The sequence below is a fragment of the Apilactobacillus xinyiensis genome (assembly GCF_019656235.1).
Taxonomy (GTDB): domain Bacteria; phylum Bacillota; class Bacilli; order Lactobacillales; family Lactobacillaceae; genus Apilactobacillus; species Apilactobacillus xinyiensis.
Genome location: NZ_BPLL01000018.1, coordinates 1 through 21,179 on the forward strand (window position 1 = coordinate 1; position 21,179 = coordinate 21,179).

The following is a 21,179-nucleotide window of genomic DNA, read 5'->3' on the forward strand; positions in this document are numbered from 1 at the left end:
GAATATCGAAATCATTCCATGAAATTAAATATTTAATTTAGTAATAATTGTCTAACTTTTTTAAGGCACTTCAATTAGGTTTAATCTTTTTTTATTTTTATATGTGTTGTAAATAGTTAATAACTCTATTAGTATGGTAAATATAAATTATCAAGGAGGATATATAATGAGTAGATTTGATCTTAAGAAAAAAGCTGATCGAATTTTAATGACCAACTTTAAGTATTTCTTTTTAATGTTTTTACCAATATACATTTTATCAATTGTATCCGCTATAACTCAAAATCATATAATAAAAGATTTTGATGGAGTTAATATAAGCATCAATTGGGGAATGTTTGGTTCTACAGGAATATTTTCAATAGTATCTGGTTTGATTATGACTGGTATTACATTTGTATGTATTGACCACATTCGTAATAAAGCTGAATTTGACAAACCATTTTCACACTCTGCTACTATAATTAACAATAGTAAATATTTCTGGGGAACAGTTTTTATAGGAATATTATCTTATATTTTAACTTATCTATGGACACTTCTTTTAATTATACCTGGAATCATCAAGTCCTTGGCATACTCTCAAGCCATGTATATTTATCGTGATGCAGTAGATAAGGGTGAACATATTTCATACATGGATGCTATAACTAAAAGTCGTCAACTTATGAATGGCCATAAATGGGAATTCTTCGTATTACAATTAAGTTTTATTGGTTGGTTCTTACTAGTCGGTATTACATTAGGTTTAGCTGCTTTATACGTAACTCCTTACTATCAATTAACAAAAGCTAACTTTTATGACAGTTTATTAAAGTTAGAAGAAAATAAATAATTTAAAAGGGTTATGAACAATTAGTTCATAACCTTTTTTATCTAAACAAATAAATCATAGCAAAACCTACAAAAGCGATTATAGTTCCCCAAAATATTTGAGCAATCATACTACGATCACCTAACATATATCTAATTAAGGGTATTTTTTTACCAACACCGACTATACATACTCCTAGAATTGCTAGAACAAATCCAATAACAGCTAGTGAACCACTTTGATGCCACATTTGTGAAAATTCGTTTAATATTTCATTCAATTTATAAATCACCTCATAGCTTAATGATACTAAAAAAACACCCAATAAATTTAATATTGAGTGTTTTTTATAGAATTTTTATCTAATTACCATTACTGAGATAGGTGCATATTTAGCCATATATGCTGCTTGACTACCAAAGTGTTTAGCAATTCCCTTCTTGGATTCTGAACCGATTATTAATAAGTCAGGATTAACATGAGGAATAACATCTTTAACAATTGTTTCTCCGGCTACTCCTTCAGAAACAATTACATTAACGTCTTTAACCCCAGCTGCTTGAGCTTGTTTTTGATAATCCAAAACGTGTTGTTCTAATTCAGAACGTTCACCATGAATGTAATCTTTAGTTAAAGCTTGGTAGATATTCATGTCTTCGTCTTCTAAAACAGAAACGATAGTTAATGATGCGTTATCTTTTTTAGCACGTTCAATGGCGTACTTAAAAGCTAAAATAGCATCATCTGAATCATCAACTGCTACTAAAATTTTCTTGAAGTCATCATTCATATTAAAGCCTTCTATCTTTTGTAATTTTGATACTAGTTTTCGTTAGCGTGTTCTTCAGCGTAGCGTTTGTTGCCACGATGTAATTCTACTAAAGTCCATACAAGCAATGCTAAAATCAACACGTCAATTATATAAGCAATTATAGTACCAGCATGTTGTTGACTAGCAGTTGGGTTATCTCCAAAGAATTTGGTAATTGAGTCTGGCATGTTTAATAAGTTCAAGAATGTTAGCACAATAACTGATAACCAACCACAAAGCTTAACCCACATTTTATTTTTAAATCTTTCACCCATTTCAACGCTACTATTAGTCATCATTAACAATGGTAACATTGAGAATGGTAGGGCAAAGGCTAAGAATACTTGTGAGTTTTCAATTAAATCGTTAATTGCAGCGTGTTGAGCTAATTCTGATTCTTTAGCAGTCATAGCCACACAAATAAGAACTGGAATAACTGAAATTAAACGAGTAATTAAACGACGCATCCATAGGGGCATCTTCATGTGAACGAAACCTTCCATAATTACTTGACCAGTTAAAGTACCAGTAATAGTTGAGTTTTGACCAGAAGCCAATAAAGCAACCGCGAATAGTGTTGAAAGAACACCAGATTTAGCTACCCCGATTAAAATTGGGTTTGATAACATCTTTGTGTTGTTTAAAGCATCAAATAATCCGAAGAATGATGTATCTTGGACTGCACCAGATTTAAATACAGCCACACCCATAATTAATAGTAATGAGTTTACAAAGAAAGCAAATGTTAATTGGATGTTTGAATCCCAAGTGGTAAATCTAATAGTTCTAGCAATATCTTCTTCATCATCATGATCAATTGATCTAGTTTGAGAAACTGCTGAATGTAGATATAAGTTATGTGGCATAACAGTAGCACCAATGATACCTAGGGCACCACTTAATGGAGTCATACCTGCAACTTCTTCAGAACCTGAGAAAGTACGTGGAAGTGGCATTAATCCTGCAAATGCGCCACCCCAATCAGGCTTAGATAATACAACTTGGTATACGAATACCAAAAGAATAACCAAAATTAAACATACAACGATTGCTTCAATTTTTCTGAAACCAATCTTAGTTAATAATAGCAATACCAAAACATCTAGAACTGTAACAAAAACTGCCACAACTAGAGGTATATCGAATAATAAATAAAGTGCAATCGCCGCACCAATAACTTCGGCGATATCAGTAGCCATAATAGCTAACTCAGTCATAATCCATAGTACGACTCCCAAAGTCTTACTGGTTCTGGCACGAATGGCTTGTGCTAAATCCATCTGACTCACGATTCCAAGTTTAGCCGCCATGTATTGAAGTAACATCGCAATCAAACTTGAAATTAAGATGACAGACATCAATAGATAACCAAAGTTTTGACCACCAGTAATTGAAGTAGCCCAGTTACCTGGATCCATGTAACCAACGGCAACTAATGCTCCAGGACCTGAATATGCAAATAATGTTTTCCAGAATCCCCAGTTCTTAGGAACATCAATTGTTCCGTTAATTTCTTCAAGGGAAGGTCCATTAGCATAATGGATTAAGCCTTGCTTTTTGTGTTGAGAACTTACTTTTTCACTCATAATTAGTAGTTCCACCTTTCTATAAATTAAGCAACAACACACATTGTACAATATTCTTAAAAAAGTTTAAAGTTTTTTTTAGGCGTTACTAAACTTTTTTTATCCATCTCTGAAATATAAACACTATCAAAGCTATATAAAACAACTTTTCACACAGAAAAAATATAATTTATATAAAATAAAATATCGACAATTTAAGCGGTAATATTTTTTACCATGTTGGTGTAAATACCGAAAATAGTTAATTATACAGCTAAAATCAGTAAAACACGAACATTTTTACAATTTGACAAATTAATGTTTATGTTTGATAATAGTCGATAATTTTATACTTAAGAATGGGAGCTATTATAATGCAAAACGTAGATTTATGTATTACTAACGGTAATGTTTTAAACGTTTTTACACGCACTTTTGAAAAAAATACTTTATGGATAAAAAACGATAAAATTGTGGCTACGGGTGATCAATTTGAAGAATTTCACGCTAAAAATATTATTAATGCAAGTGATAAATACATAGTTCCCGGATTTATAGATTCACATGTGCATATAGAAAGTTCTTTAGTTGCTCCATCTGAATTGGCTAAAGTTATTTTACCAATGGGCACTACTTCTATTTTTACAGATCCACATGAAATTGCTAATGTCTCCGGAGTTGATGGTATTAAATATATGATAAAAGATGCTCGCCAAACTCCATTAGACATATTCGTAATGTTACCATCTTCAGTTCCTTGTACTCCATTTGAAGACAATGGCGCAACCCTAAAGGCTGAAGATTTGCATCCATTATATAAGTTCCCAGAAGTTAAAGGGTTGGCAGAAGTTATGGATTATCCAGCGGTTGCAGCACATGATAAAGATATTATGGATAAAATTAATGATGCTTTAGCACATAATTTGCAAGTAGATGGACACGGAGCTGGTATGAACAGACAGCAACTAGATGTTTATCGTCAAGCTGGGATCAGCACTGATCATGAATGTACTGATTTAGGTGGGATTCATGAACGTTTAGCTGAAGGTTTTAAAGTATTTTTACGTGAAGGAACAGTTGAGCGAGATTTACAGAATACTATCCAAATCGTTAACGAAGGCAATGCCCAACGCTTCTCATTTTGTACAGACGATAAATTCATTAATACCATCATTGATGAAGGTGGAATTAATTTTGCCATAAAATTAGCAATTCAATACGGTGTAAAACCTGAAACTGCGTACACTATGGCCAGCTACAATTCTGCTGTTGCACATAAAATTGAAAATTTAGGAGCTTTATCAACTGGCTATCAAGCTGATCTAGTTTTTATTAATGACCCTAAAGCTGTTGACGTAACTAAGGTTATGAAAAATGGTCATTTTATTAAAGAAAATGATTTCAAGACTAAAACTTTAGATTTTAAAGCCAACACCATGAAACATCATTTTAAAAAAGATGACTTAAAACTTACATTAAACAACAACGAATGTAACGTTATTGGAATTTGTCCTAATCATATCGAAACCAAACATCTTATCAAAAAAGTAAATGTAAATAACGGAGAATTTGAAGCTGATTTAAACAATGACATTTTAAAAATGGTTGATATAGAAAGACATCATAACTTAGGTACTTTTGGATTAGCGTTGGTAAATGGTTTTAAATTAAATGAAGGTGCGGTTGCTACTACGGTCGCACATGACTCTCATAACTTATTGGCTTTTGGGACTAATGATGATGCTATTTATCGAGCAATCGAAGAAGTAACTAAAGTTGGCGGTGGTATTTCGGTTGTCGATAATGAAAAAACACTTGCAACCATGCCATTAAAAATTGCAGGCTTAATGTCTGATAAATCATGGCAAAAAGCTAGTGAAGATTTAGACGCAATTACCAAAGCATATGAAAAAATTAGTCAAGACATCGATTTTAACCCTTTCATTACATTATCTTTCTTAAGTTTACCTGTAATTCCTACTATTAAATTAACTAATCGTGGTTTATATGATTTTGATCAACAAAAATTTATAGATATTGAAAGATAAAAAAGACACATTATCTTAATTGATAATGTGTCTTTTTAGTTTTATAAATTATAAGTTTGGACAAACAAAATTCCAGCTAGTATCAAAGCCAAAATTCCAATTATAATTTTTAGTAATTTTATTGGTAATAATCGAACAATCTTAGGACCAATATATCCACCACATAGAAAGCCTAATGCTAATGGTAATACTAAAATCCATACAATATGTGATTTAAAAGCATATATAACAGTCGCTGCAAAATTAGCTGCTAACATTGCTACATTTCTAATTGCATTATAAACAGGAAATGGTTCTGAGCTAGTTCTGGATAGAACTGCTAGCATAATCACACCAGCAGCAGCTCCAAAATAACCACCATATATACCAATTAAAACTAAACTCAATCCACCCAATAATAACTTAAACTTATTTCTAGCAAAGTTATGAAAGTGTTTGGGATCAAAGCCAGTCGATGAATTAGGGTAAGCATGCGATTTTTCTGGCCATAATATCATAATCCCAGCTATCGCAATGAAAAATGGTACTACTCTTTCAAAAACGGTTGAAGGCACCGAAAGGAGTAAATAACTACCTATAATTCCACCTACGAAAACTAGCAATAAAATTTTAAACATTTCCTTCCAATGTCCATGTAACTCTCTGGAAGAAGAAACGCCAGAACCAATTCCGTTTAAAATAAGCGCTGCCGTATTAGTAACGTTAGCATATACCGGACTAACACCAGCCATTAAAAGTGCTGGATAAGAAACTAAAGACGCTAATCCAGTCACCGTACTCATAATACCAGCTAGTATGCCGACTGGAAAAAAGATTAGTATTTGCCATAAGCTAAAAGATTGAATAAATAAAACTTCTCTCTATAAGTTGATATGTTGATACATATCATTGTACAACAATTAAACGTTTTTTTTAATTATTTGCCAAAGTTTAGTTGAGATAACTGTTTATCTAACTTCATATCTTTAGTAACTGCTTTACCATTGTGGTAGTAAGTAACTGAAACGGTACTACCCACTTTTTGTTTATACAAAATGTCTCTAATATCATTTTGACTTTCAATGTTCTTACCAGCTAACTTAGTTATAACATCATATTTGCTAATTCCGGCATTAGCAGCTGGAGATCCACTAGTAGTTTTCATTACTACTACCCCATTCTTAACTGATTCTGGCAATTTAAGAATAGACTTTTGTTGTTGAGCTGAAATATTAGTTAAGTCTACATATTGAATACCTAGAGCTGGACGTATAACTTTTCCATTTTTAACTAATTGATTAATAATATTTACAACTTCATTACTTGGAATTGCAAATCCAATTCCTTCAACACTAGTACCTTCACCATCAGAAGATAATTTCATTGAATTAATTCCAATAACTTGACCAGCTAAGTTGATTAGTGGACCACCAGAGTTACCTGGGTTAATAGCTGTGTCAGTTTGAATAACCGTAGCTGTATTACCTGTAGATTGACCATTAGAACTAGTTTGTTGCACTTCACGTTTTTTAGCAGATATAATTCCTTGCGTTAATGAAGAAGCATATGATGAACCCAATGGAGATCCAATTGCTAATGAAGTTTCACCAACTTTGATGTTATCTGAATTACCAAAGGTAGCCACTTGTTTAACTACACTACTATTTATTTTTAGAACTGCTAAGTCAGTTACCTCATCACGACCAACGATTTTAGCTTCAACTTTTTTGCCATCACTTAAAATAACTTCTAAAGCAGAAGAACCAGCCACTACGTGATTATTAGTAACAATATAAGCTGAGTCACCGCTCTTCTTATAAATAACCCCTGAACCTTCACTGCTTGCTTCTAATTCTGACTTACTCTTACTAGAATTAGAAGAATTTCCTGATGAAAAACCAAACATTTGTGATAATTGATTATCTGATTGAGAAGCTGCTTGTAAATTAACAACTGATACTACTGAGTTTTTAACTGCTTGATATGCTTTTTCAGTTTGATTTTGTACATTTACATTAATATTAGATTGTGTAGCGGTACCACCACTATTTGAACTAGTAGGAACAGCTGTATCAATTCCAGAATTCTGAAAGGCGTTAATCCCACCATAAGCAATTCCACCACCTAAAAGTCCTGCTACTAAAGCTGCTACAGAAGCTTTCCAAATATAAGAATTTTCTTTTTTCATAAGTGATACCCCCATTGATAGTTTTCTTTAATAATAAAACTGTTCCTTAAAAATAACCTTAAAAAAAGATTTATTTTTTATAAAGTAATTAATTTAGATGGACAATTAACATCTGTATCTAACAAGTTAAAATCATTACCAACTGCAAAATTATGGCGTTTTAATATTTCTGCAACCGTCGAATGAGCTAGCAACTTTGTATTATTATGATGACTACGATGACCTACAAATATATTTTTTGTATTATTTCCAATACACTCAATTAATGCATCTGCTCCATCTTCATTCGATAAATGACCTGAGTCGCCCAAAATACGTTGTTTCAATGACCATGCATATGGACCATTTCTCAACATTTCTACATCATGGTTACATTCAAAAACATATGCATTAGCATTTTGAATTGTTTTAACAATTCTTTCTGAAATATATCCTATATCGGTTAAAACTACAAAACTTTTATTATGATGATGAAAATTATAGAACTGGGCTTGTGCGGCGTCATGCGAAACCGTAAAGCTTTCAATATCTAAATCGTCAAAGGACAACACTACATTAGGTGGAAAAATATTTTTTTGAAAACTACTAATCTTGCCAACTTTACTATCCATAGCTATCCAAGTTTTTTCATTTGCATAAACACTAATTTGGGGATATCTCCTAGCTAACACCCCTACGCTTTTACAATGATCATTATGTTCATGTGTAACTAATAATGTATCCACATCTTCAATATTTTTATTAATCGAAGATAGTAATTTTTTTATTTTAACGCCGCTTAAACCAGAGTCTAAAAGAATTTTGTGTTTAGCCGTTTCAATGTATGAAACATTTCCACCACTACCACTTGATAAAACACTAATTTTCATATCATCTTTACTATCAATCATAAAATACTCCAAACTAATTGGTTGCAAAACTATTAATTGCATCCTTAGTGTTACTAGAATTTAACATAGAACCTGTAAATGCATTAATACGTTTAATTTGAACATTTGAACTATCACCGGTGGTAAATGCAATAACCCATGTTGGAATGTACACTTGATTATCTTGCAACAACTTAGTGTAATACATTTGTTCCCATTCAATTTTAGAATTGTTAGGGATTTCATTGTATTGATATAAGTTATATAAAGCCTTGCTAGCAGAAATTATCGGTGCTTTTTCACGTAAAACTTTAATATTAGATAAATAACTTTGTGTATATCCCAACACTAATCCATCACTACTGATGTTAAATCTAATTTGACCATAAATATTGGAATAAAAAGTTCCATTATCATTTTTTTGTAAATAAACTATGGTATTAGAATTTGATAAATCTTTAGCATATTCGTACTGGTTACCATGAGCAATATAGAAACGATTTTTCATTATCTTATTAATACTATCTTTGCCCCACTTGAGCTTGATAGTACTTCGTAAAACTCCATTACTAAATCTGGCAGATTGATTCTGTAAATTTTTAGCATCGTTTTTCAAAGAATTATCAGGAGTAGCCGCTAAATAATAACCATCTAAAGGTTTATCAGAAGGGGTAAACGCCACAGAAATCTGATCATTTTGCATTTGCTTTAAGACTTCATTGCTATTACTTTGCTGTGAAACACTTTCTGTTTGTAAATTTCTGTTCTCATTGAACATGTTGAAAAGAAATATATCTATCATTATAAATACAATTAAGAATATCAACTGTATTCTTTTAAAGTCCAATTAATACCCCTCCCCTCTAATATTGATTTTGCGTAGCCTTATTATAGTTAATCCATTTACCATTGTATTGAACGAACCACGTTGGTTTTAAATTAATCAGCATGTTTGAAGAACCAACTTTTATAGATTGATATCCTAATTCTACAGTTCCAATTTTTTTAGTGTCATAACCTAAATTAACTAAATTATTCACAACTTGCTTAGTACTTATCATCTTTAAATCTTTTTTACCCGAAGGTACTGGTGTTTGTAAAACATCTAAAGAAAAAGTATATCTTACCGAGACGTTATCAATAATTCGCATTTGTACTGCACCATTTGAGTTATTATCAAAAATAGGAAATCCTTCAACGTAATTTCTATAGGTAATATCCGTATTTTTATCATTATAATTAAAGTACCTAATACTATTTAAATTATTACCTAAGCCTAAATTAGAAATATTTTTATATGATTGAACTAAGAATTGAGATAAATCAGAAGATGCTGGATTAGCCATACTGTCAAGATAAACGGCCTCATGATTTTTTTCATTAAACGCAATTCTTCTATCTTGATCATTATAAATGGTTGTATTGTGGTGTCTCTTAGGTGGTGTATTAGAGCCGGGCAATAATCTATTCACAAAGAAGTTTTGCGAACTAGTATTATACAAATAACTATACTGAGGCATGTAAAAGCTCTTAGTAAAAGCTATCATTGGTTTATTATCTTTAAAGTAAGTATTAACTGGTATTTGACGAACGTCTTTTGAAATAATATCTTTAATTTTATTTAAATTATCATTCTTCAAACTAATTTTATAAACTGTCTTTGAATTGTCATGCAGTAAATAAATACTTGTATTGTCATCTAAAGGAATTAATATTCGATTAAAATCAACGTTTGGTAGTTTTTTTAAATTATTATTCAATACGCGACTTAATATATTAGTGGTTACTGTATCTGGATAATTAAGCATCAACGAGTTTTTACGACTCATAAAATGTTTATAATTGTTCAAACTAACATTTTCCAATTTGCTAAATTTAAAATCAGAAAAGCTAAGCATCTGCGTTCTAATTTCAGAAATTAGATTAACTGATTGATTAGTTAAAATATATTGAGCACCGGTATAATCATTCTTCACAACCTGAGTAGGTGAATAAACTGATGGTAACGTTTTTTTATAAGTCTCATTACTATCGTTGATACTGGACTTATTAACGTTTTGATAACTGGAAGGATTAATCCATATAATCATAGAAAGAAAAATACTAATTAAAACCGCTACAGTTAACAATAACGGTAAAATCATTTTTTTAATTTTCATCCCATAAATCCTCCTCCATCGGTTCGTATGGTAAGGCTATATAGAAAGTAGAACCTTTACCTTCGGTACTTTCAACCCATAGTTTACCGCCTAAAGCCTGAATAACTTCCTTAGAAATAGCTAAACCTAAACCTGTACCACCTTGTGCTCTAGAACGTGCTTTATCAACTCGATAGAATCGATCAAAAATCTTAGATAGTGAATTACGTGGAATTCCTAACCCTTGATCTTTAACACTTAAAACAACATTATTGCGAGTTTCATAAAGTGAACACGTGATTGTTCCTCCATCAGGAGAATACTTAATCGCATTATTCATTAAATTATCAATTACTTGTGTAAAACGATCAGTGTCAATTTCCACCCATAAATCTTTTCGCGTAAATTTACGATCAATTTTGTACATCTTGTCCGGTTTATCATCACTTTTAATAATCATGTCAAAACGGTCTAATAAATAGTTAAATAGTTCATTAATATTAACCATTTCAGTTTCCATTTTCTGAGTGCCGGAATCCATTCTGGATAATGTAAGTAAGTCATTAATCATTCTAATCATTCGATCAGTTTCATCCTGCGTTACTTTTAAAAACTTAGGTGCTAATTTATTATCTTGCCAAGCACCATCTTGTAACGCTTCAATGTAAGAATGAACACTGGTTAAAGGTGTTCTTAACTCATGTGAAACGTTTGAAACGAATTGCTTACGGTCATTATCTATTTTTTGTTGTTCAGTAACATCATGTAAAACACAAACTAATCCTGAAATAAATCCTGAATCTCTTTGAATGAGTGAAAAGTGTGCATGTAGAATTAAGTCATGACTAGCATCTGAACGATCTATAATTAGTTCATCTGGGTCTTCAATTAGTTCTCTTAGTGTATATCTATCACGAATATCTAAAACATCCAAAATAGGTTTACCAATAAAGCCATCTTTAGGTGCTTCTAAAAAACTAACTGCTTCATCATTAATAATAATGACATTTCCACGACGATCAGTAGCTAGAACCCCATCAGTCATATTAGTTAAAACTGAATCTAGTCTGCGGCGTTCCGCTTCAGTCGTTTCTTGGGATTCTTCAACCTTAACTGAAAGCGTATTAACGGCACTGGCCAACTCACCTAATTCATCGTCACCATAGACATGGACTTGCCCAGAATAATCTCCCTTCGATATTCGAAGCGTTTGCTTTTTCATTTCATCAATTGGTTGGGTAATGGCTCGAGAAATAACAATCGCAATAAATAAACCTAACAAAATAGCTACAACCGCAGCAATAAAGTAGACACTTGTAATGTTATTTATCTCTGAATAAACACTTTTTAAGTTAGAGTGAATATAAATAACACCTAAAACGCCGCCACCATTAGGTTTATTTAAAGGTGCTATATAGGTAAAGTACCTGCTATTATCCGATGGATTATTCTTAATTCCAGAATAAGCCTGCTTATTTGGACTGGGATCAGTTAGAAAACGTTTGATATCTAAATTTTGATTTCTTCTACCAACAATCGATTGATTTTCTAAGCTATTAGTTCCACGAATGGTGTTACTAGCATCAACAACTTGAATTTCAGTATTATTATTGCTATTTTCCATATCTAAAAGCAAAGATTTAATAGCAATGTTAGCATTGTTAATGTCTTTACTAGCATCAGCAGGATTTTTTGATTTTTTAGATAGATTATTAATAAGCGAAGTTTTTACATAATTAGGAATTTGTTTCACTTGATTTTCGAAATTATTAATATTTGTTTGTTCCAATCGACTTACAAAAATAGCTCCTACAATTTCTAGAGTAACTAATAAAATTAAGGCTAGAACAAGTGCTATTTTAAAATGAATCGATTTAAATAACTTAATTCTACTTTTCAATGTGAAAATACTCCTTACAACGCAATATGATCATTGCTTATTCTTTTTCTGAATTTCTTAAATAATACCCTACCCCACGTCTAGTAACTAACCAAATTGGATGACTAGGGTTATCTTCAATTTTTTCTCTTAAACGTCTTACGGTAACATCAACCGTTCTAACATCACCAAAATAGTCATAACCCCAAACTGTTTGCAATAAATGTTCACGGGTCATAACTTGGCCGATATGCTGAGCCAAATAATGCAACAATTCAAATTCACGATGTGTTAATTCAATATTGTCGCCACGTTTAGTAACGGTATATGCCTCTGGATGAATAACTAAATCACCAATTTCAATATCTTTATTAGTGTCATCTTCATTTTGAGCATTATTGTTAGCAACTTGTCTTCTCAAGTTTGCTTTAACTCGAGCGATTAACTCACGATTAGAAAATGGCTTAGTAACATAATCATCAGCACCTAGTTCTAAACCAAGTACCTTATCTAACTCTGAATCTTTAGCGGTAACCATAATAATTGGCATATCATGATTTTTTCTAACTTCACGAGCTACTTCTAGACCGTCCACTTTTGGCAACATTAAGTCTAAAATAATTAAATCTGGATTTTCATCGTTAGTTTTTTTAATTGCTTCTTCACCATCATAGGCAACAGAAACTTCGTATCCTTCTTTTTCTAAGTTAAATTTTTCAATATCGGTTATCGGCTTTTCATCGTCAACTACAAGAATTTTAGTCATATTTTTTATACTCCTTATTTGGGAATAAATATAGTTTTAAATTTTATTTTTAATTTACATACAATATAATTATATCACGTTGTATGTATGCAACCATATATTAACGAATTACACATAGATTTATCAATGATAAGACTTTTTTTAGAAATTTTCTTGCAAAAATTTTGTGTACATGTTAATATAATTAAGTCGAAAAGATATGGGCAGTTAGCTCAGTTGGTAGAGCAACGGACTCTTAATCCGTGGGTCCAGGGTTCGAGCCCCTGACTGCCCATAAATAAGAAAAAGCTTAATGTGATTGGTTTGTTTAATCCTTTTGCATTAAGCTTTTTCTTTGTATTGATACAAATATAAAATAATATGTAAACATACAATAACAGTAAGAAAATAAAGCAAATATCATCTGGGGAATAACATATAAAAAGACTATCTAATAAATATTAGGTAGTCTTTTTATATGTTATTTTTTAGAAGACATTCTTCTTCTTATAAGTGATTTTAAATTATGTGATATATTATCAAAAATATTTTCATCAATATTATAAGTTTTTAAAATGAATTTATTGAAGTTAACCCATTGTTCATCATTAAGTTGTTTAAAAACATTTTGAACATTTTTAACTTTCAATTCATCCCATAAAGCTTTTATTTGTAACTTATCTTTAAAGCTTATTAGTTCAATATCTGGTATAAAAATCTGCTTTATACCATCCTTAGTTAGATCAGTAACTCCTTCTCCACGTCCAAATCCAGAAGATGCTAGCATATATTGCGAAAATACACTATTTAATATTGCATGCAAAACAGATTTATCTAGGCTACTATTAAATTGATCTTTAACCTTAAATGCAGTTACTCTTTGATTAACGGCCATTCTAGGAGTCATCATTCCCCAAAAATATTTATCTTGAGGATTTATAGAGGTTATAAAATCTGCATATTGTGGAGATTGATCAGCATTAAACCATTTATCCTTTTTTCTATTTTTACGAGATATAGCGGTTGTACTACTTGATATGCTTTCTAAATACTTCAAAGTCTTATTCTTATTATTAGATTTTAAATATTCAATGTTATCTTTTGTATAAAAGAAATAACGTTTTGTAGAATTAATGCAATATTTTGAAACATCTTTTATCGTCTTTAAATATGGAAAACAATAAGTAGAATCTACTTTAGGTTTGTCCATAATAAATATTGAATCTCCACCTGTTCTTGTGCCTCTACCACCATCTAAAAATTTTCCTATTGGTGATAAACATCCATCAAACATTTCAATAAAAGAGTTATCATCAAATAGGGATTCAATGGACATCCCCTTATTTATCATTTTAATAATATCAGTTTGTTTCATTGTATTATCAGAATATAATTCTGTATTTTTATTCAAGCTTATAGATAAAACAACATCATTAAAAGTACTGTTATCTTCCAAATCAGTATTAATCTTTATAAGTCTAGTACTTTTATTTAAGTTTTCAGTTTTATTTTTTAATATGATTATACTAGTTGAAACAGAAGCATTATCAAACCAACGTCCATAAGAAGGTATAATTATAGATTCAACATCATAATACTTAACCATATCTTTATAAAAAGATTTATAACCTTTTTTAACTTTAAACCATGAATTAGAAGTTATAACGCCTATTCTAGCATTCTCATTATTCTTATTTAATAGTTCGTTTAAATGGACTAATATAGCTTGATATAAATCTATCTTCTTATCTAGAATATTATACTTAGATATTATTTCATCAATATATTTACTGTCCTCTCTATTTCTTCTGTTACTATCAACAAAAGGTAAATTGGAAATAATATAATCAAATTTAGGGATCTCTAGATGTTCAGTATTTCCATTTTTAGGATTAACTATTTTTATTTTTTCTCCAGTATGCAAATTCAAAGCATTATGTTGATAAACTATATTTTTTAAATTGAGACTTTCAGGTGACGTCATATTTAAATTTGCAATTTGAAGTGGATAACTATATCTATCAGAAGCCCAAATATGATTATGAACATATTCCTCTGTTTTTTTATAATCCAACAATTTATTTTGAATCTCATGTGCAATAGTTCCAGATCCAACAGTCACATCTGCAAAGTTTCCAGAGACCTCTTTAATAGTGATACTAACTAAAAACTTAGCTAATAAAACAGGAGTTTTATAAAGTCCCATAAGTTCTCTAGAACTTACATCAATCAATCCTTCAAGCATTTTAGAAACAAGGTTAGTCCCAATGCTTTTAACAGATAAATCAGAATTTCCCAAATATATATTAAATTCATTTAAATTATTTACTACAATTTGAGGTAAATAGTTTTCAAATTCATCTTCTGAAACATGAAGTAGAGTGTAAAAATCAGATTTATTAACAACAGCATTAATATTAGAAGAAAACTCGTTTATATCATTATCTTTAGAAAATTTAATTAATAATTCATTTATATCATTTTGATTATATTTTAATATATGGCAAAAAATAATTCTATTTATCCATCTAATTATTATATTCCTAGAGAAAGCATTAGCAGTTTTATCAATGTTATCAACTTGTGAAACTTTTACTAATTCAGATTGTTCATTTTTACGCCAATAAATCATTGTTTTTCTCAAAATAGCATCATCACTATTTAAATAATGTTCAGCAGTTATTGGTGCTAACTTATCAGTAATTGTATTAATATAATTAGAAATATTAAATTCTATGGGTGCAACTTTAAATTTATTAGATATAAATGATTTATTTAGGTAAGAAAGTACTTCTCTTAATTGTGAGTTCCAAACGTCAAAGTTTTGTTGAACATTTTTTCTATCTGTTAATATATCTGAATATGAATCAAATAGCTTTGTCGGTGAAGTTGGCCAAGAATTATCTTTTTTAATATAAATTGCTGCATATTGAAAATTCCAAAGAACAAAAACTTGTGTTCCCATTCTATTGGCCTTATCCAATGCATTCCTATATAATTCATCATCATTAATAGATACATCAGGCATCTTAAATTCCCATCCTATTAAAGGTTCATTGTTGTTTTCGTCAGCAAAGATAACAGCATCTGGGAATAGTGTAGAATATCTATTATCAGAATTAATAGACTTTAAAGATAACTCTCCAACAGCATTCTTCATTTTCCAATTATTCTTATAAAATATATTATTCATTGATGTTATTAACTTGCTTCCTTCACTTCTTTCATTGGCTATAAATTTACTCATATACTAACGTTTTCTCCTAGTTAAATTTTTATCAACAATATTATCCAAATAATCACTTTTATAACTCTTAAGGATATCAAAGGTCTTATAAATCCTACTCTTTGTTACTTCTATGTAATCAATGGGATGATTTTTGAACAGTTTAACATCTTCATTTTTTTCAATTCCAACAAAATTTCTTCCTTCAATAAGTGCTGAAACTAAAAATGATCCAGACCCAGAAGTATTATCAAGTACTACGTCTCCCGGATTAGTAAATGTTTTTATCAGGTACCTTCCCAAGTTTACAGGTTTTTGAGTAGGATGAACAACTGGACCTTCTGATTCAGCAGTTTTGAAGTATATAACATCAGTAGGATATCTCTTACCACTACTTTTTACCAATATCGGAGAGAAATCACCATATGATCCTGTAACTTGATTTTTACGAATACCCTTAGAATAAGCCTTACCAGATCTCATCTGTGGGTTATAAGTTGGCTGTTTCCTATAAAAAACTAAAATATCTTCATGTTTTCTTAAAGGTTGTCTTTTAGCGTTTAAAAAATTGGTTGCTTTGGACTTTTCCCAAACATATTTATACTTATATTCCTTAGTATTAGACATCATTAACTGTGCAGTAAATAGTCCAGATGCGGTAAAAACCATTGCACCATTTGTTTTAACAATCCTATGGTAATCTTTCCATAAAGCTTCAAGAGGTATAATACTATCCCATTTGTTTTGAGTAGTACCATAAGGAAGATCAACTAAAACCATATCTATTGAATTATCAGGAATCAAAGACATTTTTTCTAAAGTATCGCCTTGTACAACATTATTTATAAAATCACTCTTTAACAGTTCTTCTTTACCTAAAGTATTTTTATTATACATATTTTTAATTCCTTTATTTTTATATTATAACTAAATGTTAAACTGGAAATAAAATATTAGCAATTAAAATTTATAATTTACATGATACATAAAAGAGGATAAATATTAATGGACAAAATAATAAATATATTGATAACAATAATAACAATATTTATAAGTCAATATGCAACATTCTATATAATGACAAAAAAGTTGAAAGGGACAGAAATGAAAAAATAAGAGAAGATAAAATACAAAATATTAATGACATTTGTTACAACTTGTCTTTAGCAAAACAAGAATTGTTTAAATTACAAAGTAAAATATCAAAAATAGATAGAAACATATACTTTTACAATAAAAAATTACTTAGAGAAGATAAAATAAATAATGAATTAGATATATTAAACGAGTCTTTAGATGTAGAAAAAAGAACAAATGGAAGACTGCTTGAAGATAAAGTATTTTCAGCCATATGGGGAATTAAACCTCACAATTCCTATAACGACTTATTAGTTCAAATTAATATAAAGTCAGAGTACAAAAATATAAAATGTAAATTACCAAAAACTCTGGAAACTAAATCAGGAATTATAAGTTATGACGATGTATTAATACCTATATATCAATGGATTCATAGTATGTTACCTAATCCAAAAAAACAAAAAAAACGAAATAAAACTATTTGAACTTTTACGTGAAACAAGATGTAAACAATATGAAAATGGTCATTTTGAAACTGAAGTTGAAAATTTTGGAAACGCAGAATTGAATACAAAAATAAGAATAGATTATTATCAATATGCAAATAATAAATTGTACATATATGAGGGAAAAACCAAGAATGTTAATACCAAAGACTTATATCAATTAATTATGTATTATGATGTATTAGTTGATGCTGATATATCAGTAGATAAAGCAATTATTGTAGCTGATACAATCCCAGAAGATGTAAAAAAACTTATAAAAATGAAAAACAAATGCAAAGATCCAAATGATAATAATTATAATTTAGAATATCAATATTGGATGAACATGGATCGTCCAGTTTCTAAATTAAGAAAACAACAAATAGAAGGGATAAATTAGAAGCGTTAAAAGATATTCAAAATATACTAAAAAATTCAGAAAAAATAAAATTAAAATAATTTCCAGAAATGATTGATTATAATTATCAGATAATACTTATTTATTTTCTAAATAAACACTTGATAATAAATATAAACTAGACTATAATTTCATCTTGTAGCTATGAAACATATAAATTGTTTCATATAATCCGACTTAAGTAAAAATCATGCTGCATAATTGCCGTGGTTATTACTTCGAAAAAAGCAACCTAATTATTAATTAGGTTGCTTTTTTATTTATCAAAATTTGTAAATTTTTTGCCATATATTACATGCGAAAAGACAATACATGCAATAAGGCCTATACATACCAATAAGCTAGCAATAAACAATACATTGTAAGAATAAGCCTCAATTATCATTCCACCTAATAATGGCCCAAAAGCTTTACCAATCGATGCCCAAGCATTATTTAATCCCTGATACTTACCTTTAACTTCCACTGGAGTTAAATAATTAACCACTGCGGGAATTGATGGAATAACTGATGCTTCACCAATAGTTAGTACTGTCATTGAAAGTACAAATCCTAAGTAACTATGCGTAAATACCAAAATAAAATATGACAATCCAATAAAGAATATTCCTAAATATATTTGTAAATATAAATTATCATAAAATCTCGATAACCAGCTAATAATTAGCTGAAATACTACCAATAAAAATGCATTAATTGTCCAAAGAAAACTGTACATACTTAATGGAATCCCCATGCCAGTTATATAAACTGATAAATTAGAAACCCATTGTTCATATACGATCCAAATAATACTAAGGCTAAAGAATAATGTCATAACTAACACTAAATTAGGTTTTGGTAGCCTAACATTTTTATGCTCCGTATTTTCTCTAGCAATTGGATAAATAGAATCCGGTTGTTTATAAGTAATTGCCGCACTAACGCCATAAATAATTAGGATTAATGTCGTAATAGTAAAAACATATCCAATCCCATAAGGATAAACAAAACCTACGAACATGGTTCCTAAAACCACCCCAATATTTTGAGCTAAATATAGCATATTGAAAATATGACGACTAGATTGATTGGTTATCGTGGTTCCCAATGAATTGACCATGGTTAGATTCCAACCAGTTCCAAATCCCAGTAAGACTAATCCAATTGGATAAGCAGGCCAGCCGTGGAAAAATATTAACATACCAGAAACTAAAATCGAAAAAACAATCCCAAAAATAGTTAATGGATATCGATTATGTTTATCAAATAATTTTCCACTTACATAATTTCCCAAAACATTAGACACAGAGAATAAAAATAAAATAATTCCAACTTCAGTTAATGATTTTTTTAATGCATTATGCATATAAATCGTAGTTAAGGGCCATATTGTACTAACTGCAATATTATTGATAAAAGACCCCAAGAATAACCATTTAAGCTTAATATAATTCATTTAATCACTCCTAGAATATAATAAAAAATTCTTATCTTATTGAGATAAGAATTTTATTTTACATATCACCATGTTCATAAGAAATTGAAGCGAACTTATTATGTGATTTTACAAACAATAATTTAACCGTTCCACGTGGACCTGAACGATTTTTTTCAATTATTACTTCAACTTCACCGACATCTTGCTGTTGATCATCATTGTTACTTTCAGCATTTTCTCCATCTTCATCTTCACGCTCATAATAATCGTCACGATAAAGAAAAGCTACAATATCAGCATCTTGTTCAATAGAACCAGATTCCCTAATGTCAGATAGAACTGGACGTTTATCTTGTCGTTGTTCCACTCCACGTGATAACTGCGAAAGCGCAATTACGGGTACTTGTAATTCTTTAGCGATTTTTTTTAACTGTCTAGATATATAAGAAACTTCTTGTTGACGATTTTCTTGATTACCACCATCAATTAGTTGCAAATAATCAACTAATATTAGACCTAAACCATCGTTTTCTTTAGCTAAACGACGGGCTTTAGCTCTAATTTCAGATATCTTAATTCCAGCAGTATCATCAATATAGATGTTAGCTCTAGATAAACTTCCCATTGCAATCATAATATTATCCCATTCTTGTGGAGATAATTGACCTGTTCTAAGATGGTTAGCGTCAATGCTTCCTTCTGCACATATCATACGATTTACTAAAGATTCCGCACTCATTTCCAAACTAAAAATAGCAACATTTTTATTAGTTTTAGTCCCAACATTTTGTGCTAAATTTAGTGCAAATGCAGTTTTACCAACTGCTGGACGCGCCGCCAAAATAACTAACTCATCATCATGCAATCCAGTTGTAATTTTATCTAAATCTGGATATCCAGTTGATAATCCTGTAACCGCTGATTTATTTTTAGAAAGTTTCTCTACTTCATTAAAGGCGGTTGTCAAAACATCTTTAATGGGTTTAAAACCAGATTGATTACGATTTTCAGAAACATTTAAAATTGATTGTTCCGCTTTATCTAACAGCGTAGTTACGTCTTCATTTCCAGCATAACCATCACTAGCAATGTTAGTAGCTGTTTTGATTAATTTCCTAGCAATCGATTTGTCACGCACAATTTTTGAATAGTCCAAAATATGTGCAGAAGTTGGTACTGAATCCGCTAATTCAGCAATGTATTGGATTCCACCAACATCTTTCAAATGATTTTCTTGAACTAATAAATCACGCATAGTAATTACATCAATAGATTTATCTTCATCTGCTAATTTTTGCATAGCAGCATAAATAATCTGATGAGCATGATTATAAAAATCGTCCGGCTCCAAATACTCCATTGCATCCGGTAATGAATCTGTATCAATAAAGATTGAACCTAAAACAGCTTTTTCTGAATCAATACTTTGTGGTGGGGTCTGCCCCCCTAAAAAGTCATTACTCATAAATTTACCTCTAAATTTAATAACTAACTAAAAAGGGATAGCAAAA

At 30.2% G+C, this 21,179-nt stretch carries 18 protein-coding genes and 1 tRNA gene; 5 read left to right on the forward strand and 14 right to left on the reverse strand.

Translation table 11 applies throughout. The features are described from left to right. Nucleotides 1-166 precede the first annotated feature (166 nt). Entirely contained in the window at nucleotides 167-835 is a 669-nt protein-coding gene (locus K5Q11_RS05195) for a DUF975 family protein (RefSeq protein ID WP_220751671.1), read from the forward strand. Nucleotides 836-872: 37 nt separating this feature from the next. Here the strand turns inward: K5Q11_RS05195 and K5Q11_RS05200 are convergent, their stop codons facing one another. The 3 genes from K5Q11_RS05200 to K5Q11_RS05210 all read right to left on the reverse strand — a co-directional run bounded on the left by K5Q11_RS05200 (nucleotide 873) and on the right by K5Q11_RS05210 (nucleotide 3,211). Continuing rightward, nucleotides 873-1,094: a hypothetical protein gene (locus K5Q11_RS05200; RefSeq protein WP_220751673.1), complete on the reverse strand. Its 222-nt coding sequence runs from the start codon at nucleotides 1,092-1,094 to the stop codon at nucleotides 873-875. 78 nt (nucleotides 1,095-1,172) lie between these two features. Beyond that, entirely contained in the window at nucleotides 1,173-1,604 is a 432-nt protein-coding gene (locus K5Q11_RS05205) for a universal stress protein (RefSeq protein WP_220751675.1), read from the reverse strand. Nucleotides 1,605-1,636: 32 nt separating this feature from the next. Continuing rightward, on the reverse strand, nucleotides 1,637-3,211 hold the full coding sequence (locus K5Q11_RS05210; protein ID WP_220751677.1) for an Nramp family divalent metal transporter: 1,575 nt from the start codon (nucleotides 3,209-3,211) through the stop codon (nucleotides 1,637-1,639). A gap of 353 nt (nucleotides 3,212-3,564) precedes the next feature. Between K5Q11_RS05210 and ade the strand changes: the two genes are divergently transcribed. Next, nucleotides 3,565-5,238: an adenine deaminase gene (ade, locus tag K5Q11_RS05215; protein WP_220751679.1), complete on the forward strand. Its 1,674-nt coding sequence runs from the start codon at nucleotides 3,565-3,567 to the stop codon at nucleotides 5,236-5,238. 41 nt (nucleotides 5,239-5,279) lie between these two features. Here the strand turns inward: ade and K5Q11_RS05220 are convergent, their stop codons facing one another. The 7 genes from K5Q11_RS05220 to yycF all read right to left on the reverse strand — a co-directional run bounded on the left by K5Q11_RS05220 (nucleotide 5,280) and on the right by yycF (nucleotide 13,057). Next, a complete protein-coding gene (locus tag K5Q11_RS05220) occupies nucleotides 5,280-6,083 on the reverse strand; it encodes a sulfite exporter TauE/SafE family protein (RefSeq protein ID WP_285289897.1) in 804 nt (267 codons plus the stop codon). A gap of 71 nt (nucleotides 6,084-6,154) precedes the next feature. Beyond that, on the reverse strand, nucleotides 6,155-7,405 hold the full coding sequence (locus K5Q11_RS05225) for a S1C family serine protease (protein ID WP_220751682.1): 1,251 nt from the start codon (nucleotides 7,403-7,405) through the stop codon (nucleotides 6,155-6,157). A 77-nt stretch (nucleotides 7,406-7,482) separates the two neighbouring features. Then, a complete protein-coding gene (locus K5Q11_RS05230) occupies nucleotides 7,483-8,295 on the reverse strand; it encodes an MBL fold metallo-hydrolase (protein ID WP_220751684.1) in 813 nt (270 codons plus the stop codon). Between the two features lie 13 nt (nucleotides 8,296-8,308). Further along, the gene (locus K5Q11_RS05235; protein WP_220751686.1) at nucleotides 8,309-9,121 is read right to left on the reverse strand and encodes a two-component system regulatory protein YycI; all 813 of its coding nucleotides are present in this window, start codon (nucleotides 9,119-9,121) and stop codon (nucleotides 8,309-8,311) included. Nucleotides 9,122-9,137: 16 nt separating this feature from the next. Further along, a complete protein-coding gene (locus K5Q11_RS05240; protein ID WP_220751688.1) occupies nucleotides 9,138-10,433 on the reverse strand; it encodes a YycH family regulatory protein in 1,296 nt (431 codons plus the stop codon). Beyond that, nucleotides 10,423-12,312: a cell wall metabolism sensor histidine kinase WalK gene (gene walK, locus K5Q11_RS05245; RefSeq protein ID WP_220728303.1), complete on the reverse strand. Its 1,890-nt coding sequence runs from the start codon at nucleotides 12,310-12,312 to the stop codon at nucleotides 10,423-10,425. The genes K5Q11_RS05240 and walK overlap by 11 nt, the downstream gene beginning before the upstream one ends. A gap of 37 nt (nucleotides 12,313-12,349) precedes the next feature. After that, a complete protein-coding gene (gene yycF, locus K5Q11_RS05250; RefSeq protein ID WP_220728304.1) occupies nucleotides 12,350-13,057 on the reverse strand; it encodes a response regulator YycF in 708 nt (235 codons plus the stop codon). Between the two features lie 201 nt (nucleotides 13,058-13,258). On the opposite strand from yycF, the gene K5Q11_RS05255 reads away from it, so the two are divergent. Next, a tRNA-Lys gene (locus K5Q11_RS05255) sits at nucleotides 13,259-13,331 on the forward strand. 186 nt (nucleotides 13,332-13,517) lie between these two features. On the opposite strand, the gene K5Q11_RS05260 is transcribed toward K5Q11_RS05255, so the two are convergent. Together K5Q11_RS05260 and K5Q11_RS05265 are read right to left on the reverse strand one after the other, a co-directional pair. Then, nucleotides 13,518-16,283, reverse strand: a complete 2,766-nt coding sequence (locus K5Q11_RS05260; protein WP_220751690.1) for a DNA methyltransferase family protein — start codon at nucleotides 16,281-16,283, stop codon at nucleotides 13,518-13,520. Nucleotides 16,284-16,286: 3 nt separating this feature from the next. Continuing rightward, on the reverse strand, nucleotides 16,287-17,159 hold the full coding sequence (locus K5Q11_RS05265; RefSeq protein WP_220751692.1) for a DNA-methyltransferase: 873 nt from the start codon (nucleotides 17,157-17,159) through the stop codon (nucleotides 16,287-16,289). 260 nt (nucleotides 17,160-17,419) lie between these two features. Between K5Q11_RS05265 and K5Q11_RS05270 the strand changes: the two genes are divergently transcribed. Both K5Q11_RS05270 and K5Q11_RS05275 read left to right on the forward strand, forming a co-directional pair. Next, entirely contained in the window at nucleotides 17,420-17,827 is a 408-nt protein-coding gene (locus K5Q11_RS05270; RefSeq protein WP_220751694.1) for a hypothetical protein, read from the forward strand. A 79-nt stretch (nucleotides 17,828-17,906) separates the two neighbouring features. Then, complete coding sequence (locus K5Q11_RS05275; protein ID WP_220751696.1) at nucleotides 17,907-18,230, forward strand: hypothetical protein; 324 nt, start codon at nucleotides 17,907-17,909, stop codon at nucleotides 18,228-18,230. A gap of 274 nt (nucleotides 18,231-18,504) precedes the next feature. Here the strand turns inward: K5Q11_RS05275 and K5Q11_RS05280 are convergent, their stop codons facing one another. Together K5Q11_RS05280 and dnaB are read right to left on the reverse strand one after the other, a co-directional pair. Beyond that, nucleotides 18,505-19,686 (reverse strand): MDR family MFS transporter, encoded by a 1,182-nt coding sequence (locus K5Q11_RS05280; protein WP_220751698.1) that lies wholly within the window; start codon nucleotides 19,684-19,686, stop codon nucleotides 18,505-18,507. A gap of 58 nt (nucleotides 19,687-19,744) precedes the next feature. Then, nucleotides 19,745-21,133 carry a replicative DNA helicase gene (dnaB, locus tag K5Q11_RS05285; RefSeq protein WP_220751700.1) on the reverse strand — a complete coding sequence of 463 codons (1,389 nt, stop codon included), beginning with the start codon at nucleotides 21,131-21,133 and terminating at the stop codon, nucleotides 19,745-19,747. Between the last annotated feature and the right edge of the window lie 46 nt (nucleotides 21,134-21,179).

Coding starts and splice junctions, on each gene's coding strand:
- K5Q11_RS05280 (WP_220751698.1), bottom strand. CDS start 19,686: ATGAATTATATTAAGCTTAAATGGTTATTCTTGGGGTCTTTTATCAAT.
- K5Q11_RS05210 (WP_220751677.1), bottom strand. CDS start 3,211: ATGAGTGAAAAAGTAAGTTCTCAACACAAAAAGCAAGGCTTAATCCAT.
- dnaB (WP_220751700.1), bottom strand. CDS start 21,133: ATGAGTAATGACTTTTTAGGGGGGCAGACCCCACCACAAAGTATTGAT.
- K5Q11_RS05195 (WP_220751671.1), top strand. CDS start 167: ATGAGTAGATTTGATCTTAAGAAAAAAGCTGATCGAATTTTAATGACC.
- K5Q11_RS05260 (WP_220751690.1), bottom strand. CDS start 16,283: ATGAGTAAATTTATAGCCAATGAAAGAAGTGAAGGAAGCAAGTTAATA.
- ade (WP_220751679.1), top strand. CDS start 3,565: ATGCAAAACGTAGATTTATGTATTACTAACGGTAATGTTTTAAACGTT.
- K5Q11_RS05205 (WP_220751675.1), bottom strand. CDS start 1,604: ATGAATGATGACTTCAAGAAAATTTTAGTAGCAGTTGATGATTCAGAT.
- yycF (WP_220728304.1), bottom strand. CDS start 13,057: ATGACTAAAATTCTTGTAGTTGACGATGAAAAGCCGATAACCGATATT.
- K5Q11_RS05240 (WP_220751688.1), bottom strand. CDS start 10,433: ATGAAAATTAAAAAAATGATTTTACCGTTATTGTTAACTGTAGCGGTT.
- K5Q11_RS05265 (WP_220751692.1), bottom strand. CDS start 17,159: ATGTATAATAAAAATACTTTAGGTAAAGAAGAACTGTTAAAGAGTGAT.
- K5Q11_RS05225 (WP_220751682.1), bottom strand. CDS start 7,405: ATGAAAAAAGAAAATTCTTATATTTGGAAAGCTTCTGTAGCAGCTTTA.
- K5Q11_RS05230 (WP_220751684.1), bottom strand. CDS start 8,295: ATGATTGATAGTAAAGATGATATGAAAATTAGTGTTTTATCAAGTGGT.